The organism is Flavihumibacter sp. (assembly GCF_036676075.1).
Lineage (GTDB): Bacteria > Bacteroidota > Bacteroidia > Chitinophagales > Chitinophagaceae > Flavihumibacter.
The window spans coordinates 1238299-1257722 of sequence record NZ_JAKFDQ010000007.1; the positions used below are offsets into that span (position 1 = coordinate 1238299).

Below are 19424 nucleotides of genomic sequence, written 5' to 3' on the forward strand. Positions count from 1 at the left end.
ATAAATGCCAACGGTATCGCACAACCGATATGGGTACAGCATTTTTGTGCCCACTAAATACCTTATTCATGCAAGTAAAACTCGTAACGCTCTCAGCTATTATGCTGGGAACAATGGCCTGCTCCAAAAGCAACGACAAACCCGTGCAGGCAGTATCAGAACTCAGGCTTAGTATCCATTATGAAACCGGCGGCATCTTTTCAGAAACCCTCAATGATGACGCTCTCGCCAGAAACAGCTTCCTGCAATATTCAGTTAACGATGATGGGCATGTGCCGTTGCTGAATATCGGAGCAGTAACCACCAATATTAATACGGTGCCTTTCGGTATTAGTTTTGCCTTTAAGGATGCTGAAGATTTTACAGCAGTGTCAGGTATCTACAACTTCCCCGCATCAAACGAACTTATCAGGACAGCCCTGAGAATTGAAACAGGTGATGATAATACGGTTATCCACTTGCTGCCATCTGCCGGCAGACTGGTGCTCAATTACAACGCATCGGATAAAACTATTAGCGGGCAGATTGAAAACCTTGAATTTCCCCAGGATGAATTTGATGATCCCACCATCACAAAAAAAGTTCTTAACGGAACATTCAGGAGTGTAAGAGAAAAATAATCGCCATAAAAAAAGCAAGCTCATTAAGGCTTGCTTTTTTATTTATCATACAAATTCTATCTTAATCTTGATTGCATTTCACTGATAATATCCTTGTACGTATTCAGGATACGACCCCATTCACGAAACTTTTCATCATCCTTTGCGGCAGTATTTGCAGCACCGGATGCCTCGCTTTGGATCTTTACCACATACTGTGAACTTCCCGTATTTCCCGGCTTTACAATGATGCGTGTACGAATAGTATTGTTGGGGAAATTCTTCATGTTCCAGGCAGTACGAACATATCCGGTTTCCTTATCAGACATTTCGATAACATCGAAATAATTGGTAACGATCTGGTTCATTACTTTCCATGCATCTTCTTCTGACCGTCCGGATCCCACACTAATACTAAAGTTCACATTGGCCTGATCACTCTGTATAGAAGAGCTGTAAGCCTCGTCTTCTTTAAGAACAACATGCTCATTCACCGGTGGACTCTGCATATTACGCTGGTTGCAGAAATTTTTGGTGATGGCAACATATCCTGCTTTCTCCACGATCACTTCTACGCAGGCACCTTCAAGGATCTTAATACCATACTCACCCGCGCCAACCTGGCGGCCATCCATTTTAATGGTTGCATCATTCGGTGTAGTATTGATCTGAACCACGCGATCCTTCATAACAATATTATCATAAAGCGGCGACTCAGGCATTCCTTCTTTATTACAATAGCTCCGTTGAATGGTCGCAAATCCCTCTTTGATAAACTCAACAGAAACACATGCTTTGGCAGGGATCACAATCTCACCACTACCATCAGCAACTTTTTTTCCATCCACAAATATCTGTGCATCCGCTGGTGTCAGTTTAACCTGAAGGGCACGATCAGCCAGAACAAAAACTTCATCAGCAGGAGGAAGATCCATACCTGATTTGTTGAAATAGGTTTTTGTTTTAGTGAAGAATCCCGGCTTTTTTATCTCAACAGTAACCGATCCGTTCTCTGGGATGATAGCATTCACCTGACCTGATCCCATCTCAATACCATTCAGGATAATTTTTGCATCATAGGGCTGCGCCATTATTTTAACCAGGCGATCCTTTAATACAAATGTTTCTGTTTTAGGAAGATCAACTCCTTTTCTTTTGATATAGGTTTTGACAATGGGATTGAAGCCCGGTTTGCGAAATACGAGTTTAATTGGTTCGTCTTTTTCGGTCTTGATCTGTGCAGTTCCACTTCCAAGGGGTTTTTCAACGCCGCCCGGACCAACTTCAGAAATAGTGGCATCAGCCGGCAGTACATTTACTACGATCCGCTTCTGGGCGGTGAGGGTCATAGAAAGTAGTACTGCACACAATAGCAGTGTTATACGATTCATAAGTTCGAAGGGTTTAGGATGAGGGCGCAATATTAAAAAAATCTTCCAAATCAGGAAGTAACGGTTATCCAAATACGCTGATCACGCTAAAAAATACCCATAAAGGGGTATATTGAAACGTGGAATATGAGGAACCCATAAACTCAATTATATGTTCATAGGCCATTTCGCAGCAGCCTTCGCCGCAAAGAAAATTGACTCCAAACCCAGTCTCGGCACCTATTTCCTGGCAGCACAATGGCTTGACCTTATATGGCCGCTGCTCCTGTTAACCGGACTTGAAAAAGTTGAGCTCGCTACTGATCCAAACAGTCCCATCCCCCTCTCATTCACGCATTATCCCATTTCACATAGCCTCCTGGCGGTTGCCGGATGGGCCCTGCTTTTTGCAGTGGTGAGTTATCTTTTTAATAAGAATCTTAAGGTGGCAGTTCTGCTTGCCGCGTTGGTAATGAGCCACTGGGTTCTCGACTGGTTTGTACATATACCCGACCTTCCCCTCACACCGGGTAGCGATTATAAAACCGGGCTGGGACTATGGCACCAGAAATGGCTTGTACTTGCCATCGAGTTGATCTTTTTCGGAGTGGGCGTTCTATTATATACCCGGGCTACCCTTGCCATAAATAAAACAGGAGCCATAGCATTTTATAGCCTGGTGATCTTCCTTGTTCTCGTACATCTCCTGAATATATTCGGACCTCCTCCAACAGATGTGCAGCCCATTGCCATTGTGGGATTGAGCCAGTGGCTGTTGGTTGCCTGGGCTTATTGGGCCGACCGGAACCGAAGGCCTATTTGAGGGAGAGGACAACTATATTCTGATATTAGCCTGCATACGGATTGGCGTATGCGAGAGGGTGTCTTCGAGGAAGCGAGGCGTAACACCGGCAAATTGTTTGAAATCACGGATCAGGTGCATCTGGTCAAAGTAGCCGCATTCATACGTGATATTAGTCCAGCTAAGGTCTGGTCGCATTTCTCTTAGCCGGTATGCTTTGGAGAACCTGGCAAGTCGGCTAAAGAATTTTGGGGGGATGCCGATCCTCTCTTTGCACTTTCTTTCAAACTGACGGAGGCTTAAACAGGACAGGGATGCGATCATATCCATCCCCTGGTTGCCATTTTGCAGCAACAGTTCCTGCATCGCAAGGTCAAAGGGAAGGGCCTCTTTCAGCAAATGCAGTCTTTTTAAAAGAAAGTTTTCAATAATATCTTTGATCTCATCGAAGCCGGCAGCTTCTCTTAGTTTATCATTTACAATACGAACATCAGCACCTAATATTTCTTCTGCATTAAATCCATCATCATAAAGTTCCGTCATCGGTATTCCAAGCAGCCGGTATAGTCCACCCGGATGAAAGCCCACTGCAACAGCTTTATGGCTTTTTCCCACGATCAGGTTAACACGTGTAATCTGTGGTCCCACGATCACACTGCGGGGTTGCAGCAGAAAACCCTGTTCGCCTTCCTTCTGCATCTCCACCAGGTCATCAATATAGAAGAAGAGGCAATGTTGCGGTGTAGGGGGATAGGGGCAAGCGATACCAACCTGCTCATCGGGAACATTCGCATGAACGATCCTGATGGTGCTTACAATATGTTGTAAGGCGGGATGTGGTATATAGTTTCTTGTTTTCAGCTACCCTTTTCCGAAAAAGTACAAACTTTAGTTGAATATTTTAACCAGTTCCTTCAGGTAGGCAAGAACGGGATCGTTGCTATCCAGAAATTGCTGCGGCAGAGATGACAAAGCGATATCAGGTTTTACCCCTGTTTGCGAACCATCTCCACATGCTGCACGGTATACCGCCGTTGCGCAATAGCCGTTGAGTTTTGTATTCGGAAGAGAGAAGCCAATGGTTTCACCCGTCAGGTCGATCCGCTCGCCAGTGGGCTCTCCGATGATAACCCCTATGCGATTACACTTTACTGCCAGCGCGGTCATGTGTGCGGAGGAATACGTTGAAGGGCCTGTAAGCAAGTAAAACTTCCCATTGAAGCGGTTCTCCGGATGACTGATCTTTTCCGGCTCATTGCCCTTAAACTCACGTGTTAGCAAATCGCCATCACGGAAGCCCATGGCCCTATAACCAGTTAGCATATTATGCACCCAGGTGCCCTTAGTAAACTGGTTCAGCAGGCTTCCGTCGCGGATGGTCTTGGAAACAACATCAGCAAATGGCTCGCTGGTGATATAGGATAAGAAATAATTGCCAATGGCAGAATTGCCGCCACCATTCCTGCGAATATCAAGTGCTACATGTTTCAATCCCTTCTTTTTTACCAATGCAAAAGCTGAGTCTATAAAGGCCGAAGCTGTCTTCATATTCCTGTAAGAACTGCAGCTGATAATAGCCAGGCTTTCTTTTTCATTTATCTGCATTGTCCAATCCTGTTTTGGGAAGGTCCTGTCGAAATACACCTGGGCGGGCACACCTGGCACCAGATAATTGTTGGTCAGTCCTTTCCTGCCGCTGGTTGTAATATTGAATTCTTTCTCCCATCCATAATTTGCCCAAAGGAAAAAGGGAAACAACCGCGAAAGATTTGCTTCCACATTCGCGGGATAGTCGCCCGCGGTAAGAGCAGTAAGTGCTTTAATGATCTCACCAACAGGCTTTCCATTCACCACCAAAAGCTTCTTCTTTGCGAGGGGAGAACCTGAATTTTCCCAGTGGTCGATAATGATTGCTTCCCCGCTCCTGATGCTTACGCGCAAGGGAAAAAATTTTCCATCGCGTTTTAAAAAAGTATTTAGTTCTTCACTCTCAAAATCATAGGAGAGATTGGTATGTCCGTCACGGAACATGTTAACTAGCGGTGCTACCACGCGGATAAATTCCCATCTTGTCATGGGCTGCTTAATATTATTTTTCGCCTCCTCCCATGCCATCCCTACTTCATAGCGGTCGGCAAAACGGTATAGGTCCGGGTGGTTATTGTTGAGGATCTTGTAAAGTGAATCGAGGTCCTGCTGCAATTCAACAACGGGAAATAATTTCTGATGAAGCGAGTCTGTGCTTTCCTTGGAAAAGCATTGTGATGTTATCAGCAGCGCAAATGCAAAGATTATCTTTTTCATATTCAAGGTTTCAATATGCCTGCAAATTTGCAGAAGCTTCAATCACACGGCAAGGCCTCAATGAACGGATCGTAATAATAGGCGGATCAATTGTTTTTTGCTATCTTTAAAGACCATCCCTCCCCCCTTCTAAACGGCTTCCGTTTCCCGAATTTTTCAAACCATTAAACATGAATTCTTATGCCCGAAATCATTGAGCAGGCTTCCGGTGCTATTAAATCCGAGAGCCGTATTTCCAGTAATGGCTATGCCGCCTTCCAGGCAGCAGGAGCCCTGGGTCCGTTTCAGTTTGACCGCCGAAATCCCGGACCACATGATGTTATGATGGATATACTATACTGCGGAGTATGTCATTCAGACCTGCATTTTATCCGTAACGATTGGGGAATGTCGATCTACCCCCTGGTGCCTGGCCATGAGATCGTTGGCCGCGTTACTAAAGTAGGTGAGCATGTAACCAAATTCAAAGAAGGCGATCTTGCCGGTATAGGGTGCCTGGTTGATTCATGCAGAACCTGCGACCATTGTAAGGATGGCCTTGAGCAATATTGCGAAAGAGGATCTGTATTTACCTATAGTGGCTTAGAAAAAGATGGCGTTTCAGTAACCTACGGTGGATACTCAAATAATATAGTTTGTGATGAAAGCTTTGTGCTGAAAGTATCGGATAAATTATCGCTTCCCAATGTGGCGCCTCTACTCTGTGCAGGCATAACTACATACTCCCCGCTTCGTCACTGGAAAGTTGGAAAGGGCCAAAAAGTTGGAATTGTTGGATTGGGTGGACTGGGCCACATGGCTGTGAAATTCGCCGTGTCTTTTGGTGCTGATGTTACTGTATTAAGCACATCCCCTGGAAAGAAAGAAGACGCCCTTCATTTGGGTGCGCATAATTTTGCAGTAACAACCGAAGAGGATACAGTAAAAAGTCTGGCCGGAACTTTTGACTTCATACTGGATACTGTATCGGCAAAGCATGATTACAATATGTACATGAGCATGCTGAAAACCGATGGCGTTATGGTACTGGTGGGATTGCCTGTTGCCAATGTTGAAGTGCCTCCTTTCGCGCTCATCTTTAACCGCCGCAGCGTTGCCGGCTCCCTGATCGGAGGTATTGCAGAAACACAGGAAATGCTAGACTATTGTGCTGAAAATAATATCACCTCAGATATTGAGCTAATCGACATGAAAGATATTAATCATGCCTTTGAAAGAATGGAAAGAAACGATGTGAAATATCGTTTCGTGATTGATATCGCCACTTTGTGATATATCCGTGGACGCCAACCTCGGGCAGATGAGTGATCATCTGCCCTTTTTTATGCCGGACTATATCCTTTGCTGGTTTTTTCCTTTATAAGTCTTTGCTTTTCTGCCAATGCTTTCTCTGCATCAGGTAGCGTTTTTACCAGTACCTGCCCCTTCGTATCGATTCGTCCATAACGGATCACCAACTTGTTACTGCGAGTGCCAACTTCCCAGAATTTATTGCTGGTAACATCTGAGAACACCCATCTTTCAAATTGTATGTCTTCAAATCCCGGCAGACCAACGGCCACGGTAGCAGGTGTTTCTTCTTCCAAAACCGGTACAGAAAGGGCGGATGGGTCAATTGGCGTTGCCTCTGCCGCATCCATTGGTGCTTCACGGATGATCCTCAATATCTGTGACAGCACTCTCTCTTTTTGTCTTAACCAGTCCTTGGCAAATACCTGTACATAACGCCATCCAAATGCTCTCAAAATTTCCGGCCGCTGGAAATATTGTTCAATGAGATTACTGTTGGCATAATGCCGGTCATCATCAACCAAAATCCCCAGCGTGTAAGCCGCATCTGCCGGGTCTACTTTTATGGCAAGGGAACATTTGAAATCCGATTGTCCAACCTGCTCATCCACAGTATATCCATATTGCTGCAGTGCCAGCTTTAATTCACGCAGCACAACACTTGTTTCACTGCTTGCAGGTGCATCTTTTTTATTGACCACCAATCCGTCAAGAATGGTCCTTGCTGCTTGCATATTACCGTTGCTTACATTTTCTGCATAGTGCAGGAAGCGACGGAAATAATTAGCACCCTCATTATACTCATTGGTGATGTCGTGATGCCGTATACTGCTCACAACAGCCATATGCTTTTTGGCCCTGCTAAAAATTACATTCAATCTTTTCTCTCCGCCCTTCTTATTGATGGGACCAAAATTCATCAACATTTTTTTCCTTGCATCGTATCCATAGCAAACACTCATGATAATGATATCACGTTCATCGCCCTGGATATTCTCGAGGTTCTTAATGATGAGTCCAACAAACTGGTCGTCTTCTGTTCGTATATAGGCTTCTTCCAGCTGCTGTTCAAAGTCCTTATCTTCCTGTGCAAGCGCAGTAAGCGTATCTTCAATAGCATGTTGCTGCTCCTGGCTGAAAGCAACAATTCCGATACTGTCTTTGGATCCTCTCTTTAGCAGCTCCCTCACCAGTTGCGCGATATAAGAAGCTTCCTGTTGGTTGGTTCTTTTCTCATAAATGCCATGTGTCTGAAAATGGAAGCTGATGCTGCGGTCATACAAGCGATCCACATTGGCCGGGCCATCAGATGGGGAGGCCACTTCTATTGCCGCTTTATTATCATGATGGATTGTGCGGTCTGGAATGGTGAGCAATCCCGCTTCATAAAAAGCATGGTTACTATAACTGATCAGCGTTTCATAATGGCTTCGGTAATGCCAGCTCAGCATTGTTCCCGGAAGTTTCCGGGTTGCCTGAACCAGCAGGCTGTCGGCATCGGCACTGAGCAATTCATCTTCCTCCTCTTCAAACGACCCGAGATCGTCAGGGTCTTCCGCCTTAGCTGTAAAGAAATTTGTTGGGGGCATCTGTTTGTCATCGCCCACAATAATTGTTTGTGCCGACCTGTATAATGCAGGGATACCTTCTTCAAGGGTGATCTGGCTGGCCTCATCAAATATCACCACATCAAAGTATGCGGTGTCAAGCGGGAGGCTATCGCTAACGCTCAGCGGACTCATCAGCCATACCGGTTTCAGATCTTTCAACACCAGCCCGCTCTCCCTAGCACTCAGCTCACGGATACTTTTGTATCGCATGCTTTTTGCAAATTCGTTCTCCAGTATTTTCCTGCCTTCGTTATAATTCTTCTTGAATTGTTTCTGTTCAGCACTTAGTTGAGTTACAGAAGTACTACTGAGTTCCATATGGTCAAAAAAGCGCTGGCGTATGGAGGCGCGAATCAGGTCGGCATTGCTCTTCAGCAATTGCCTGTAGAGCTGTCGAATCTGCTGTACACTCTGTTCAATCACCTTTACATCTGTATCCGCAAATCCGCGTTGTTGCTGGTAAAACTGTTGCAGGCAATGGTGTGCTATGGCAGCTTCGGCTTGCACCGGTGAAAGAGGAACGGTGCGAAGAAATTGTTTAACCGCATCCGGTAAAGAAGTGAATTGCCTGAGAACCGGCAGCAGGTCCTGTAACTGTGCAGCATTCAGTGATATATTCTCCAGGTCATCTTCCATAGCGGCTATGGTTGATTCGGAAGTATCGGCATTGAAATACTGCAACTGCAGTTCAAGCTGGTGGAGTGTATTATTCAGTTTATGCAGCCTGCTTACAATAGTATTTGCATCGGGATGCGCAAGCAGGTAATCAATTTCCTTATCTCCTTTTTTATTGCGCAGAATATCAATACCAAGCCATGTGGTTTCAATACTGTGGAGATGATAGTCATGCCTGATGCGCGTGCTTGCATCTGCAACTGCTTTGGAAATTTCATATTCTGATTTCAGCAACTGCAGAATGGATGACAATGATGGTTTAACCTGGTGCTTCGAAAAATCATAGCTCTGTGCAAGCTGTTTTTTTAATTTTCTCCAACTGCCGTTCAGGAAACCAAAGAAGGAATCTTCGTTTTTTTCTGCGATTGGTATGGCGTTGATAGCATCCTGTTCAGAAAATTTATTGATCCAGTTTTCATTCTGAGAACTAACTCCGGCGAATTGCTTTTTCAGTTCTTCATACTCATTGATCCTGGCCTCAAAGGCTTTTGCCTCAGGAGTTGTGGCATCAACCAGTGAAAGATTATTATGTTCGGCAAGCGGATAGAGCAGGATAGCATCCTGCACGAGGTTCTTAACCTGTTTCAGGTTGGCACTATGATCAGTAGAGATATTGCAATTACTTAGTACTGTGTTGATCTCTCCAAGCAGGTTCTTCGTGTGACCGAGCACGGTATCGAGCAGGTGCATCGGTTGCTGGTGAAGGAATACGTCATCTTTCAATTTACTCAATGGGTGAGAGGCAAAAGAACCCTCGGCGCCCGCGTCTTCCATAGTACTTCCCAGCTCCTGGATGGTATTGCCAAATTGTAACCAGTCGTTATAGGAGGGAAGCAACTCCTGCTGTTTTGCATCAAGGGGTATTATGGATCGTTGCAATTGGATCAATCTTTCAATAAGTTTCCTTACTTCAAGACCGGCAGCGGTTGGTTCGGTTGTGCTTGCCTGGTGAAACTGCTGGAGTACCTGCAACTGGTCCTGCAATTTACCCAGCAATAATTGCCTGTTTGCTTTTACAGCTTTCAGGTCCATCCTGTTTTTGCTGAAATCTTCATAGGTACTCCTGAGGCTTCGGATGAATTCCCTTTTATCACCCTGGCTGTCATGGATATAACAGCAGAGTTCATCCAGCCCGTTCTGCTTGAGGCGATGGTACACCACATCGAGTGCCGCGCGTTTCTCACAAACAAACAATACACTTTTGCCCCTCGCCACGAAATCAGCAATAAGATTGGTGATGGTCTGGCTCTTACCCGTACCCGGCGGGCCCTGGATGATATAGCTGTTGCCAGACCTGCTTTGTATGATGGCCCTTGTTTGGGTTGGATCAGCTGTGATCACATGGTGCCATAAAGATGGATCATTCGGATCAAAAGAATGATCATTGATCGGTTTGGGTTGGCTGCTGAACAGTGATTCAAAAACATGATGCTCCACCTTGTTATCGATCACATGGTTGTAATCGCGAACCAGGCTCATCTTCTTATAGTTGAAATTGCCGAGTACCATATTGCAGGTATCAAAATCCCAGCTATAGGGATTACTCTCACTATCGGTCATTTCGAAGAGCGTTCTTTCGCGGGTATTGCTTCCCGTGAGTTGCTGTGAACTTAAACTGATATCCTCATTAACAAGGAATTCGAGAAAGCTTGCCCGGTGTTCGATCTTCTGGCGGAATATTTCAAGTCCAAGTGGTTTATAATCTTCCTGCTGGTAGCTGTAAGACATATTCCTGTAGCCATCCATAGCAGAGCCCTGGCGTCGTAATTTTTTCCTGTAATTACTGATAGTTTGCCTGGCTATGCTGTGCACCAGTTTTATCCTTGGCTTATCGATATAGTGTAATTGAATGCCCTGGTTGGCTGCATCGATCTGCCCCTTCAGGAGCTGGTAAAAAGTATCCAGACTCATTTCTTCCAGGTCAATAAAATCAGGGAGACTTATACCATAGAGTTCTTTCAGTTGATTTGCCAGAACAGGGTTCACCTCCGCCTCGCTGTCAAGGACTTTCACCACGAAATGATCTTCCTTTATGCGTTTTACTTTCTTCAGTTCAACAGGCACAAGCAAAAGGGGGCTCTGAATTCTTTCGTTGATATCCTCCTTCAGGTTATGCCAGTTTAAAAAAGCGATCACCATTTTAAGTTGACTGAATCCATATTCCTGCACATCTCGCTGGCTTTCCACCCTGATCTTATCAAGGGCGGATGGCAGGTAAGCATGGTCTTCAAAGCGCAGGTATTTATTGAGGATGATCTCCTTCATTCCGGAAACTTTTGAAGAGAGTTCACTGTTCCAGGTAAAGAGAAGATCGGCGCGGATGCTCTGGTAATGCAGCACCAAAGGAACGCTGCTTACGGTAAGGTTTACAAAGCGGGCATTGGGTTTATAATAAAGCAACCTGTTACGGCGGCTGTTATCAAAGAGGCGGTTACGAAGTTTGCTCAGAATGAACTGGCTTCTTTCGGAGAGGTCTTTGCTGATCCATCCGGCCACGGTAGCGAGATCGGTTTGCTTTTCGGGATCAAAGTCGCGGTAATGATGAAGCCGGTGGATGATATCATACAGATCGGCGGCGCGCTTCTGCCGGTCGAGGGTCGTCATTTCAGTGATCAGCGCAGAGATGGTGGGATGGATCCTTTGATTATGGTAAACTGGATTATTGCGGTAGCTGGCAAAGGTTTCGAGGTCATCCTTATCATAGAGATCAAGACCAAGCGCCATACTGCCGAGTACAAGTCCCAGGCAGAATATATCAGTGAGTTCATCATGATGCCCGAGCAGATGTTCAAAGCATTTGTAGCCCGGAATATAGGCAGGGTAGCGAAGCGGCTCGTTGATATTAAAATGCACCTCGCTATTATCAACTCTAACCTCGCCATCATTGATATCTGTTTCAACGGTTTTATGACCAACAACATCAAACTTATGAGATTGCAGTTCTGCAAAAACTGTTTTTACTTTTTGCAAAGCCTTCAAAGGCTTATGGCAATATGATTCGTCAACATCAATGGCATTACCGGAAATGAATAATGAATCTTCACGACCAAATGGCGCCACCAGTCCGGCTTCATGAAATGCCAGCACCTCGCGGAAGAGGGGCATCACAAAAGCGATCACATCATCGGTTGCATAGATGCCCTGGTCAAATGCTGTTTCCAGGAATTTTCGAAATGGTACTCTTTGTAATTCCATAGCGGAATGGATAATTAATTGTAAATCTGTTCTCCTTCGTTTTCTTTCACGCGGCTATATGCCATGAGTGCTTTCTCCCTGTATTGCTGAAGTTTCTTATCACTGAGTTTCAATTCCTTTTTCAGGATAGTATTGAACTGGTCAACGATCCGGATCTCTTCCGCAAATTGAAGTGCCCTGCCGGGTGGGATCTCTTCAAGGGAGGGGTCGGCCAAAGCGAAATCAAGGAGGAGATAGGCCAGGTATTCTTTGATACTGCTGTGATCATTACTGATTCTTTCAACGAGGGCATCATCAATCAATGCGGCATCATCCCATGAAAAATCAGGGAAGTATTGTCGGGCCAGGCTACTCACCATAGTGGTGCGAAACCAGTTTGGTTTAAGGAATAGCTGCAATACTTTCCTGGTGAGCAGGGAGAGTTCTTTCTGTCGAAAAATATCAAGCTGGTCGAGCTCACTCATTCCTTCGATCATACTGTTTATAACAGCTTCTGCTGCATCACCTTTTTCATGCCAGTATTGCACTGCGCGAGCACGGATAAAATTTTCGGGGTGACTGATACCGGCAGTTTTGGTATTGTTATCGGCAGAGAAAATTTCTTCGGCCTGTTTAAGATAATTTTCGGGGTTCACTTTATCGAGGCCGGTAGATGTTTTCACCAGGGAGCTGATCACAGGTCCTGTTTTCCCGAGTACCATACAGGCGCCCCTGTCACAAAATATTTCAGTGTACAAACGGTATAGCCTGGCTGTTTCATAATAGGCAGGTTCACTCTGGTGGTGGTTTGCTATAGCTGTTATGATACGATCAGCCACTTCAAGGTGACCATCCTGTAACGTAAAGAGTTTTATATGAGTAAGCTCATGCGCCAAAACGGCCAGCAACTCTTCATCATCAAGAAGCTTAATAATTGACCCGCTGAAAACGATATGGGCTTCATTGTTTAGGTATACAATACTAGCATTGAGCTCATCAGTATGCGCTGCCTGGTACACCGTAACCGGAAGCTGCTGCAAGCCAAGTTTATCTTTTATGATATTGATCTTATCATAGATGAATGGCTCACTGGAAGGATCGAACTTATAGGTATTTCTCAGTAATTCCGTTTTGAATTGCAACAGTTGCTCTTCTTTATTGCTGGCGCCCGCGAAATAGTCCCATGTTTTTGACTGAGCTCTGAAATGGTCTTTGACCTTCTGGTGATAGGATAAGGCAGATAACATATGAGGCCTGGATTATGGATGAAGGAACAAATTAATTCCTTTCCTGTTAAATGCAAGAATTTCCATATCTGCAAAGGAGCTGCTGTTGAAATCATCCCTTTGCATCTCCCATATCAAAAGTGGGTGACCGCTGGTGCCTGACGCACCACCTGTTGTTCTTTCAATCATTTTAAAGCCCAGCTTTTGAGGGATGGCAGCACTGGCCAGATTAGTATCCGCACACTTGATAACGATCCGTGATAAGTCTTCCACCACAAAGCCCAGTTTCACCAATGCCATCACGGCTTCGGTTGCATAACCTTTACCATGGTGAAGACTATTGATCCAGTAGCCTATCTCCCTCGAATGCGCATCCAGCCTGGTATGCAATCCGGTTGAGCCGATCAGTGTTTTTTCATCTTTATCGAAAATACCGAAGACAAAATCCTTTCCTTCTTCGAAATCAAGCTGAAATTTTTTTAACAGGGCCTCGCGCTCCTGCAATGAAATGGGTTCTTTCAATGACCATGGCAGCCACTGTTGTAATTCAGGGAGACTGGCACTAATGGCAGCATCAACAATGGCGGTATCGGCACTACAATAAGGCCTGATTACCAGCCGCGCTGTTTCAATGCGATATGCTTTTATGGAAAACAATTGTATGTGCTGGTTTTATAATGTGTTGATGCGGCTGGCTTGTTGTTTTCGGAAAGCGCTTGGATTTTCTCCTGCAAACTTCCGGAAGGTACGGTTGAAATAAGACAGATTCTCAAAACCGCTTGCATAACATGCTTCGGTTACTGATTGCTGTTGGAGTAATATTTTTTTAGCCTGGTTGATCCGGTAGCGATTGATAAAATCTGTGAAGGTGAGATGGGTTGATTTTTTAAAATAGCGGCAGAACGCGGCGGTGGTAAGGTTTGACAGTTTAGCCACTTCATTAACATCGATAGGTTCCTGGTAATGTGTTTCGATATAATGGTAAATACGATGAAGGCGTTGCTGCTCTTTGAGTACCGATGCTTTTGCGATAGGCCTGGCCCCAAGTTCAATGAACTCTTCACTGGCGGCAAGAATTTGAAACACCTGTAACAAACAGATCAACTGATCCAAATGCGAAAGCGCACTCAGTCCTTTCAACTTTTCACCCGCAAGTTTTTTTGTATTGCCATAGAATGCGAGTCCCGTTCTTGCTCTTTCAAAAAGGGTGTTCACGGCGCTCATTTCCGGGAGTGAAAAAAATGCTTCCCCCAGGAAATTCTCTTTCATCTGCACCACTACTGTTTCTACGGTAGCTTTAACACCATAGTCGAAGTTGAGATGGGGGATATCCGGACCAATAAGCGCTAGGTCACTTTCCTGGTAACGTGAAATATGATCACCTATATGCCTGATACCGCTTTCCGCCTCTACATATACGATCTCGTATTCGCGGTGAAAATGCCAGTAGAAAAGTTCATTCAGCCGGGGGGTCAGAAGAATTTTGAAGGAGCTGTCCTCATCTGGTTTTATGGCTTCAAGCCGAACTTTCATTTAACTGGTTTTGGTACCGGTATGCATGCAGGATTATCAAATTACAAAAATTATGTCAATACAGTGCAAAAACCGGCCATTGGAATGGTTGAAAATGGCCTCAGAAGGGAAGTACTTTTGATCTGTATTTAACCAACTAAAAATTGCCATATGCAAGAACAAACAATGACACCCACCATGGCGCCTACCATGGCAGCAGGTAATGCCCATAAGGACATACCCGGCAATCCATCCACTGCCAAAAGTAGTGCCGTAAAACTGAACGACCGGAGCAATGGAGAACCGTTGCGGGTGATGAGTGAGGACGATTGGAATTTCTGGATCCACAATGGATATATCGTCATCAAAAATGCGGTTCCCAGAGAGCAGGCATTGGCAACAGCAGCATTCCTTTGGGAGTTTGAAGAGAAGAAAGCTGATGACCCTTCTACCTGGTATACAGCCCCCCGGGCCGAGATGCAAATGAAAGAGCTTACCAACACAGGTATGGTGGAAGTATATAATAACCAGGCACTCTGGAACAACCGCCAGATGCCGCGTGTGTATGATGCCTTTGTTGATATATGGGGAACAGAGAAATTGTGGGTGACTATCGACAGGGCAAATCTGAATTTTCCTATTCGTCCGGGATTTGAATACAAGGGCTTTATCCATTGGGATTATGATCCGGAAACAAAGCCGGTGAATGTGCAGGGGGTGCTGGCATTGGCCGACCAGGATGATGAAAATATGGGCGGCTTTCAGTGCATTCCGGAGCTGTTCCGAACCTATGATACATGGAAGCTTACCCAGCCGGAAGACAGGAATCGCTTCAGGCCCGATACAACAGGCTTTGAGCCGGTAAAGGTAAAAATGCAGGCCGGTGATCTGCTGATCTTCAATAGCCTGCAACCACATGGCATCAGGCCCAATAACAGTGAGAATAAAGTCAGGATTGCGCAATACATTTCGATGATGCCGGCGGAAGAAGATAATGAGGCATTGCTTCAGTGGAGGATTGCTTCCTGGAAAGACAGGATAGCACCTGAAGGATATGCTTTCCCCGGTGATCCACGTAATTGGGAACAAACAAAATATGGCACAGCAGAATTGACTGAGCTGGGAAAGAAATTATTAGGAATAGAAAAATGGTAAGCACTATAAACCAACCCTACACTACACTCAGCAACGGCATAGAAATGCCGTTGCTGGGGCTCGGTGTTTATGATATGCATGGCGCTGAAGCGGAGCAGGCTGTTCAGGATGCACTGGAAACAGGATATCGGCTTTTTGATACCGCATCCCTATATGAGAATGAGAATGAGATCGGGAATGCACTGCGGAATAGCAATATAGCGCGGGCCGATGTTTTCGTCACAACAAAACTTGGCAACGTCGACCATGGTTATGATGCAACACTCCGCGCTTTTGAAAAGAGCCTTGAAAAATTACAAATGGATTATGTAGATCTGTACCTTATACACTGGCCGGTAAAGGGTCAGAGAAAAGAAAGCTGGAAAGCGTTGGAGAAACTATACAATGATAAACGGGTAAAGGCTATCGGTGTGGCCAACTACCTTGTTGAATTCCTTGATGAGCTTGAATCGTATGCTTTTATCATACCAATGCTCAACCAGGTTGAATTTACGCCATGGTTATTCCAGGGTGAATTACTGCAATACTGCCAAAACAGAAATATCCAATTGCAATCTTATTCACCCCTTACGAGAGGACTTAAACTTGGTGACCCCAGGCTCATTGCTCTGGCAGAAAAATATGATCGTTCGCCTGCACAAATTGTATTGAGATGGAATATTGAACATGGGATTTCAACGATCCCAAAATCAGTAAGCAAGAAGCGACTCCAGGAAAACTTCGGGTCGCTTAACTTTAAGCTCACGGCAGATGATGTTGCCTTCATGGATACTTTCAACGAAAACTTCCGCATCTGCGATAATCCGATGGAGATGCTTTAAAAAATGGAAGAAGTATTCACTGCATATCAGCAACATTCATGATCCAAAATGGCAAGCGTCTTATCATAGAAAGCCTTAGCTCTTTCAGGAGAGCTGCCAACGCAAACGAGGCCTAGTTTGCCAAATTCAGAAAGTGCACCAACCAGGTGAAACATCACGCCTTCCTGTGCGGCGCCATCGTACATAAGCTCATGATACATGGCAATATCAATTAGATCATCGGGTGTAAGTCCTTTGTATTTTTCACTGCTAACATTATCGGAAGCAAAGTAATAGCGCTTGCTGTTGCCGGCTGTTATATAAGCTCCTTTTTTTGCATCATACTTGCCCCCGGTTAAAAACTGCAACATCAGGTAAGGGTGCGTGGTGCCTCCCTTGCGAAGATTTATTTCGATAGCATAATGTTTCCAGGAACCATCTTCCTGTTTCACCGATATAAAATCAATGGCGAATCTTCCCAGGGTTCCTTTCTTTTCAAGAACAACTGCAATCTTCATTCCCTCTTCTGCAAGCGTTACGTTATATGTTTCGTCGGCAGGGAAGATGGCACCTATGAAGATCTGCCCATCATCACCACCAAGCACCTGGTCGTGCGTGCTAACAATATTTATTTCGCGGGTTGGATTGATAACGCACTGCACGGATGGCGACATTTTGATTTCTCCTTCCAGGAACTCTTCCACGATTCCGCCCATCTCCTGGAACTTTTCAAAAAACATAGCCTGGCTCAGATCTTTGGCAACTGTACTCATCTGCTTTGTGAGCACTGCTTCGATATTTGTTTCCAAAGCATCATCTATAACCAGATCAGCATATTTAAAAACCGCATTACCATCACCGCTAAATCCATCATTCATCTTAATAACCGCTTTGCGAAGTGATGGATTACTGCGTTTAAGTTTAGCAAGTGCCTCTGCAATATCCTGCCGGGTATGAAGATCCTCAAAGCCATCAGGTAATAGAACTCCTGCCTCGCGGAAACTCTTCCTGCTACCTGATTTGGAGCCTTCGTATAATTTATCGGGATCGGTACCAAATAATGGAACACCCAATTGTACTGAAAGAGATTTTTCGAGGCTAGTTACATTGTAACAAGTGAGATGTGCAACTTCTTTATCAGGCACCAACTGCTTTATCCTTTCCAGCAATCTTGGTCTTTCTAAAATTTTTTGTGTGAGTGGTTTTATGGAGGCATCATAACAACTTAACATAGTAAGTCGCTTCTTAGCATGATGCCCCGTAATACCCGGAAGCAGGTGGAGGTAATAATCTACAATGGTATCTGCAACAGGCATGCTGGTGATATAAATAAGATTTGTATTGGGCATGCGCAATAACATCAGGAGGCATAACATGCGTTCCTCATAGTGCACCACGCCTTTGATCTTTGAAAGGATATCCTGGTCGAGTGTGAGCGAGGGAATGATGATGACGGTTCGTGGCGCCAGTTTATCCGGAAAAATGCTTTCAAATTGCTTACCGAATTTTTGCTGGATATCGGAGAACGCGGCATTCTCTTCCGGTGTTCCGGGAGGAGGGCAGTCATCGCATTTAACAAAGGTTTTACCCAGGTGACCGGGGGAAGGCGACATAAGCATTAGTTTGGCTAGAAGTTACAAAAAAGAGTGCATTCCACATTGCCTCCCCGCAGGTGATTGTTAAGTTTTTATGCCTGAAAACAATGTGAGGGATATCTTGTTTAAGACTGTACTTCGAAACCTTCAAAATAATGAACAGGAAATTATCATCTATACCTTTCTCAATACTTGATCTTGCCACTATTCACCAGGGCGATATGAATGCCGGTAATGCCTTCAGGCGAAGCCTGGAGTTGGCGCAAACGGCTGAGAGTCTGGGTTATAAGCGCTATTGGTTTGCAGAACACCATAATATGGAAAGTGTGGCCTCCGCAGCCACATCTGTATTGATCGGGTATGTTGCAGGTGGAACAAATAGTATCAGGGTGGGGTCGGGAGGTATCATGTTACCCAACCATGCTCCCCTGGTGATTGCCGAGCAGTTTGGAACGCTTGAAACATTGTATCCCGGGCGAATTGACCTTGGCATTGGCCGCGCGCCGGGAACAGACCCGGTAACCTCGCATGCATTGAGAAGAAGTCTTAAAGGGGATATCAATGAATTTCCCTCCGATGTGGTTGAGCTGATCAATTACCTCGGCGATGCAGACCCGCAGGCAAAAGTGAGGGCCATACCCGGACAGGGAACAAAAGTTCCGGTATGGCTTCTGGGTTCAAGCACCTATAGCGCACAACTGGCGGGAATGCTGGGCCTCCCTTTTGCCTTTGCCTCCCATTTTGCGCCAGCCCAGTTAATGGACGCCCTTCAGGTTTACCACAGCCATTTCAAGCCCTCGATATTTCTTAAAGAGCCTTATGCAATGGCTTGTGTCAATATCATTGCGGCCGGAACTGATGAAGAAGCAGAGTTCCTCGCCAGCTCCTTTTACCAGTTAGCACTGGGACTCTTCCGCAATGACCGGAGGCCTTTGGCTCCACCGGTCAGCAGCATGGAAGGCATCTGGACTGAGCCGGAAAGAAATTCTGTGATGCATATGCTTACCTATTCTTTCCGTGGCAGTAAAACAACTGTTGCCGAATCATTACAGGCCTTCCTAGATAAAACTGGTGTGGATGAGATCATGGCCGCCACCTATGTGCACGATCTGGAAGCGAGGAAAAAGTCGATGGAGTTAGTAGCTTCCATCTTTAGCAACAGTAGTATTTATGCAAGAATAGATTGACCGCCGGGTTTTTGCTGCTGGCTCGGTCAGGTTCATTATTTTACAGTCCCGGAATGTTAGCTCAGTTGGTTAGAGTATTACCTTGACATGGTAGGGGTCGGCGGTTCGAATCCGCCACATTCCAC

General features: G+C 45.2%; 14 protein-coding genes and 1 tRNA gene. 7 read left to right on the forward strand and 8 right to left on the reverse strand.

Annotated features, from left to right (window positions below; all coding sequences use genetic code 11):
• Positions 1–68: 68 nt before the first annotated feature.
• Positions 69–620 carry a hypothetical protein gene (locus V6M43_RS08185; protein ID WP_332734164.1) on the forward strand — a complete coding sequence of 184 codons (552 nt, stop codon included), beginning with the start codon at positions 69–71 and terminating at the stop codon, positions 618–620.
• 56 nt (positions 621–676) lie between these two features.
• Here the strand turns inward: V6M43_RS08185 and V6M43_RS08190 are convergent, their stop codons facing one another.
• Positions 677–1990: a hypothetical protein gene (locus tag V6M43_RS08190; protein ID WP_156123614.1), complete on the reverse strand. Its 1314-nt coding sequence runs from the start codon at positions 1988–1990 to the stop codon at positions 677–679.
• A 151-nt stretch (positions 1991–2141) separates the two neighbouring features.
• Between V6M43_RS08190 and V6M43_RS08195 the strand changes: the two genes are divergently transcribed.
• A complete protein-coding gene (locus tag V6M43_RS08195) occupies positions 2142–2792 on the forward strand; it encodes a metal-dependent hydrolase (protein WP_332734166.1) in 651 nt (216 codons plus the stop codon).
• A gap of 12 nt (positions 2793–2804) precedes the next feature.
• Here the strand turns inward: V6M43_RS08195 and V6M43_RS08200 are convergent, their stop codons facing one another.
• Positions 2805–3632 (reverse strand): helix-turn-helix domain-containing protein, encoded by an 828-nt coding sequence (locus V6M43_RS08200; RefSeq protein WP_332734370.1) that lies wholly within the window; start codon positions 3630–3632, stop codon positions 2805–2807.
• A gap of 27 nt (positions 3633–3659) precedes the next feature.
• The gene (locus V6M43_RS08205) at positions 3660–5075 is read right to left on the reverse strand and encodes a S41 family peptidase (protein WP_332734168.1); all 1416 of its coding nucleotides are present in this window, start codon (positions 5073–5075) and stop codon (positions 3660–3662) included.
• Between the two features lie 180 nt (positions 5076–5255).
• On the opposite strand from V6M43_RS08205, the gene V6M43_RS08210 reads away from it, so the two are divergent.
• On the forward strand, positions 5256–6347 hold the full coding sequence (locus tag V6M43_RS08210) for an NAD(P)-dependent alcohol dehydrogenase (protein ID WP_332734170.1): 1092 nt from the start codon (positions 5256–5258) through the stop codon (positions 6345–6347).
• 50 nt (positions 6348–6397) lie between these two features.
• On the opposite strand, the gene V6M43_RS08215 is transcribed toward V6M43_RS08210, so the two are convergent.
• The 4 genes from V6M43_RS08215 to V6M43_RS08230 are packed head-to-tail and all read right to left on the reverse strand — an operon-like array spanning position 6398 to position 14583.
• Positions 6398–11845, reverse strand: coding sequence for an AAA domain-containing protein (locus V6M43_RS08215; RefSeq protein ID WP_332734172.1), 5448 nt, complete (start codon positions 11843–11845; stop codon positions 6398–6400).
• Between the two features lie 14 nt (positions 11846–11859).
• Positions 11860–13071 (reverse strand): M48 family metalloprotease, encoded by a 1212-nt coding sequence (locus V6M43_RS08220; RefSeq protein WP_332734174.1) that lies wholly within the window; start codon positions 13069–13071, stop codon positions 11860–11862.
• A gap of 12 nt (positions 13072–13083) precedes the next feature.
• Positions 13084–13707 (reverse strand): GNAT family N-acetyltransferase, encoded by a 624-nt coding sequence (locus V6M43_RS08225; protein WP_332734176.1) that lies wholly within the window; start codon positions 13705–13707, stop codon positions 13084–13086.
• Between the two features lie 15 nt (positions 13708–13722).
• Entirely contained in the window at positions 13723–14583 is an 861-nt protein-coding gene (locus V6M43_RS08230) for an AraC family transcriptional regulator (RefSeq protein WP_332734178.1), read from the reverse strand.
• Between the two features lie 150 nt (positions 14584–14733).
• Here V6M43_RS08230 and V6M43_RS08235 point away from each other — a divergent pair, with 150 nt between their 5' ends.
• A complete protein-coding gene (locus V6M43_RS08235; protein ID WP_332734180.1) occupies positions 14734–15717 on the forward strand; it encodes a phytanoyl-CoA dioxygenase family protein in 984 nt (327 codons plus the stop codon).
• The gene (locus V6M43_RS08240; protein ID WP_332734182.1) at positions 15711–16538 is read left to right on the forward strand and encodes an aldo/keto reductase; all 828 of its coding nucleotides are present in this window, start codon (positions 15711–15713) and stop codon (positions 16536–16538) included. The genes V6M43_RS08235 and V6M43_RS08240 overlap by 7 nt, the downstream gene beginning before the upstream one ends.
• Positions 16539–16564: 26 nt before the next feature.
• Here the strand turns inward: V6M43_RS08240 and V6M43_RS08245 are convergent, their stop codons facing one another.
• Positions 16565–18130: a peptide ligase PGM1-related protein gene (locus tag V6M43_RS08245; RefSeq protein WP_332734183.1), complete on the reverse strand. Its 1566-nt coding sequence runs from the start codon at positions 18128–18130 to the stop codon at positions 16565–16567.
• Between the two features lie 137 nt (positions 18131–18267).
• Here V6M43_RS08245 and V6M43_RS08250 point away from each other — a divergent pair, with 137 nt between their 5' ends.
• Together V6M43_RS08250 and V6M43_RS08255 are read left to right on the forward strand one after the other, a co-directional pair.
• Positions 18268–19299: an LLM class flavin-dependent oxidoreductase gene (locus V6M43_RS08250; RefSeq protein ID WP_332734185.1), complete on the forward strand. Its 1032-nt coding sequence runs from the start codon at positions 18268–18270 to the stop codon at positions 19297–19299.
• A 50-nt stretch (positions 19300–19349) separates the two neighbouring features.
• A tRNA-Val gene (locus V6M43_RS08255) sits at positions 19350–19423 on the forward strand.
• Position 19424 lies beyond the last annotated feature (1 nt).

Excerpts from the sequence above, each read along its gene's own strand:
- V6M43_RS08190 (WP_156123614.1), bottom strand. The coding sequence starts at position 1,990 with ATGAATCGTATAACACTGCTATTGTGTGCAGTACTACTTTCTATGACC.
- V6M43_RS08240 (WP_332734182.1), top strand. The coding sequence starts at position 15,711 with ATGGTAAGCACTATAAACCAACCCTACACTACACTCAGCAACGGCATA.
- V6M43_RS08215 (WP_332734172.1), bottom strand. The coding sequence starts at position 11,845 with ATGGAATTACAAAGAGTACCATTTCGAAAATTCCTGGAAACAGCATTT.
- V6M43_RS08205 (WP_332734168.1), bottom strand. The coding sequence starts at position 5,075 with ATGAAAAAGATAATCTTTGCATTTGCGCTGCTGATAACATCACAATGC.
- V6M43_RS08210 (WP_332734170.1), top strand. The coding sequence starts at position 5,256 with ATGCCCGAAATCATTGAGCAGGCTTCCGGTGCTATTAAATCCGAGAGC.
- V6M43_RS08230 (WP_332734178.1), bottom strand. The coding sequence starts at position 14,583 with ATGAAAGTTCGGCTTGAAGCCATAAAACCAGATGAGGACAGCTCCTTC.
- V6M43_RS08185 (WP_332734164.1), top strand. The coding sequence starts at position 69 with ATGCAAGTAAAACTCGTAACGCTCTCAGCTATTATGCTGGGAACAATG.
- V6M43_RS08220 (WP_332734174.1), bottom strand. The coding sequence starts at position 13,071 with ATGTTATCTGCCTTATCCTATCACCAGAAGGTCAAAGACCATTTCAGA.
- V6M43_RS08235 (WP_332734180.1), top strand. The coding sequence starts at position 14,734 with ATGCAAGAACAAACAATGACACCCACCATGGCGCCTACCATGGCAGCA.
- V6M43_RS08250 (WP_332734185.1), top strand. The coding sequence starts at position 18,268 with ATGAACAGGAAATTATCATCTATACCTTTCTCAATACTTGATCTTGCC.
- V6M43_RS08195 (WP_332734166.1), top strand. The coding sequence starts at position 2,142 with ATGTTCATAGGCCATTTCGCAGCAGCCTTCGCCGCAAAGAAAATTGAC.
- V6M43_RS08245 (WP_332734183.1), bottom strand. The coding sequence starts at position 18,130 with ATGTCGCCTTCCCCCGGTCACCTGGGTAAAACCTTTGTTAAATGCGAT.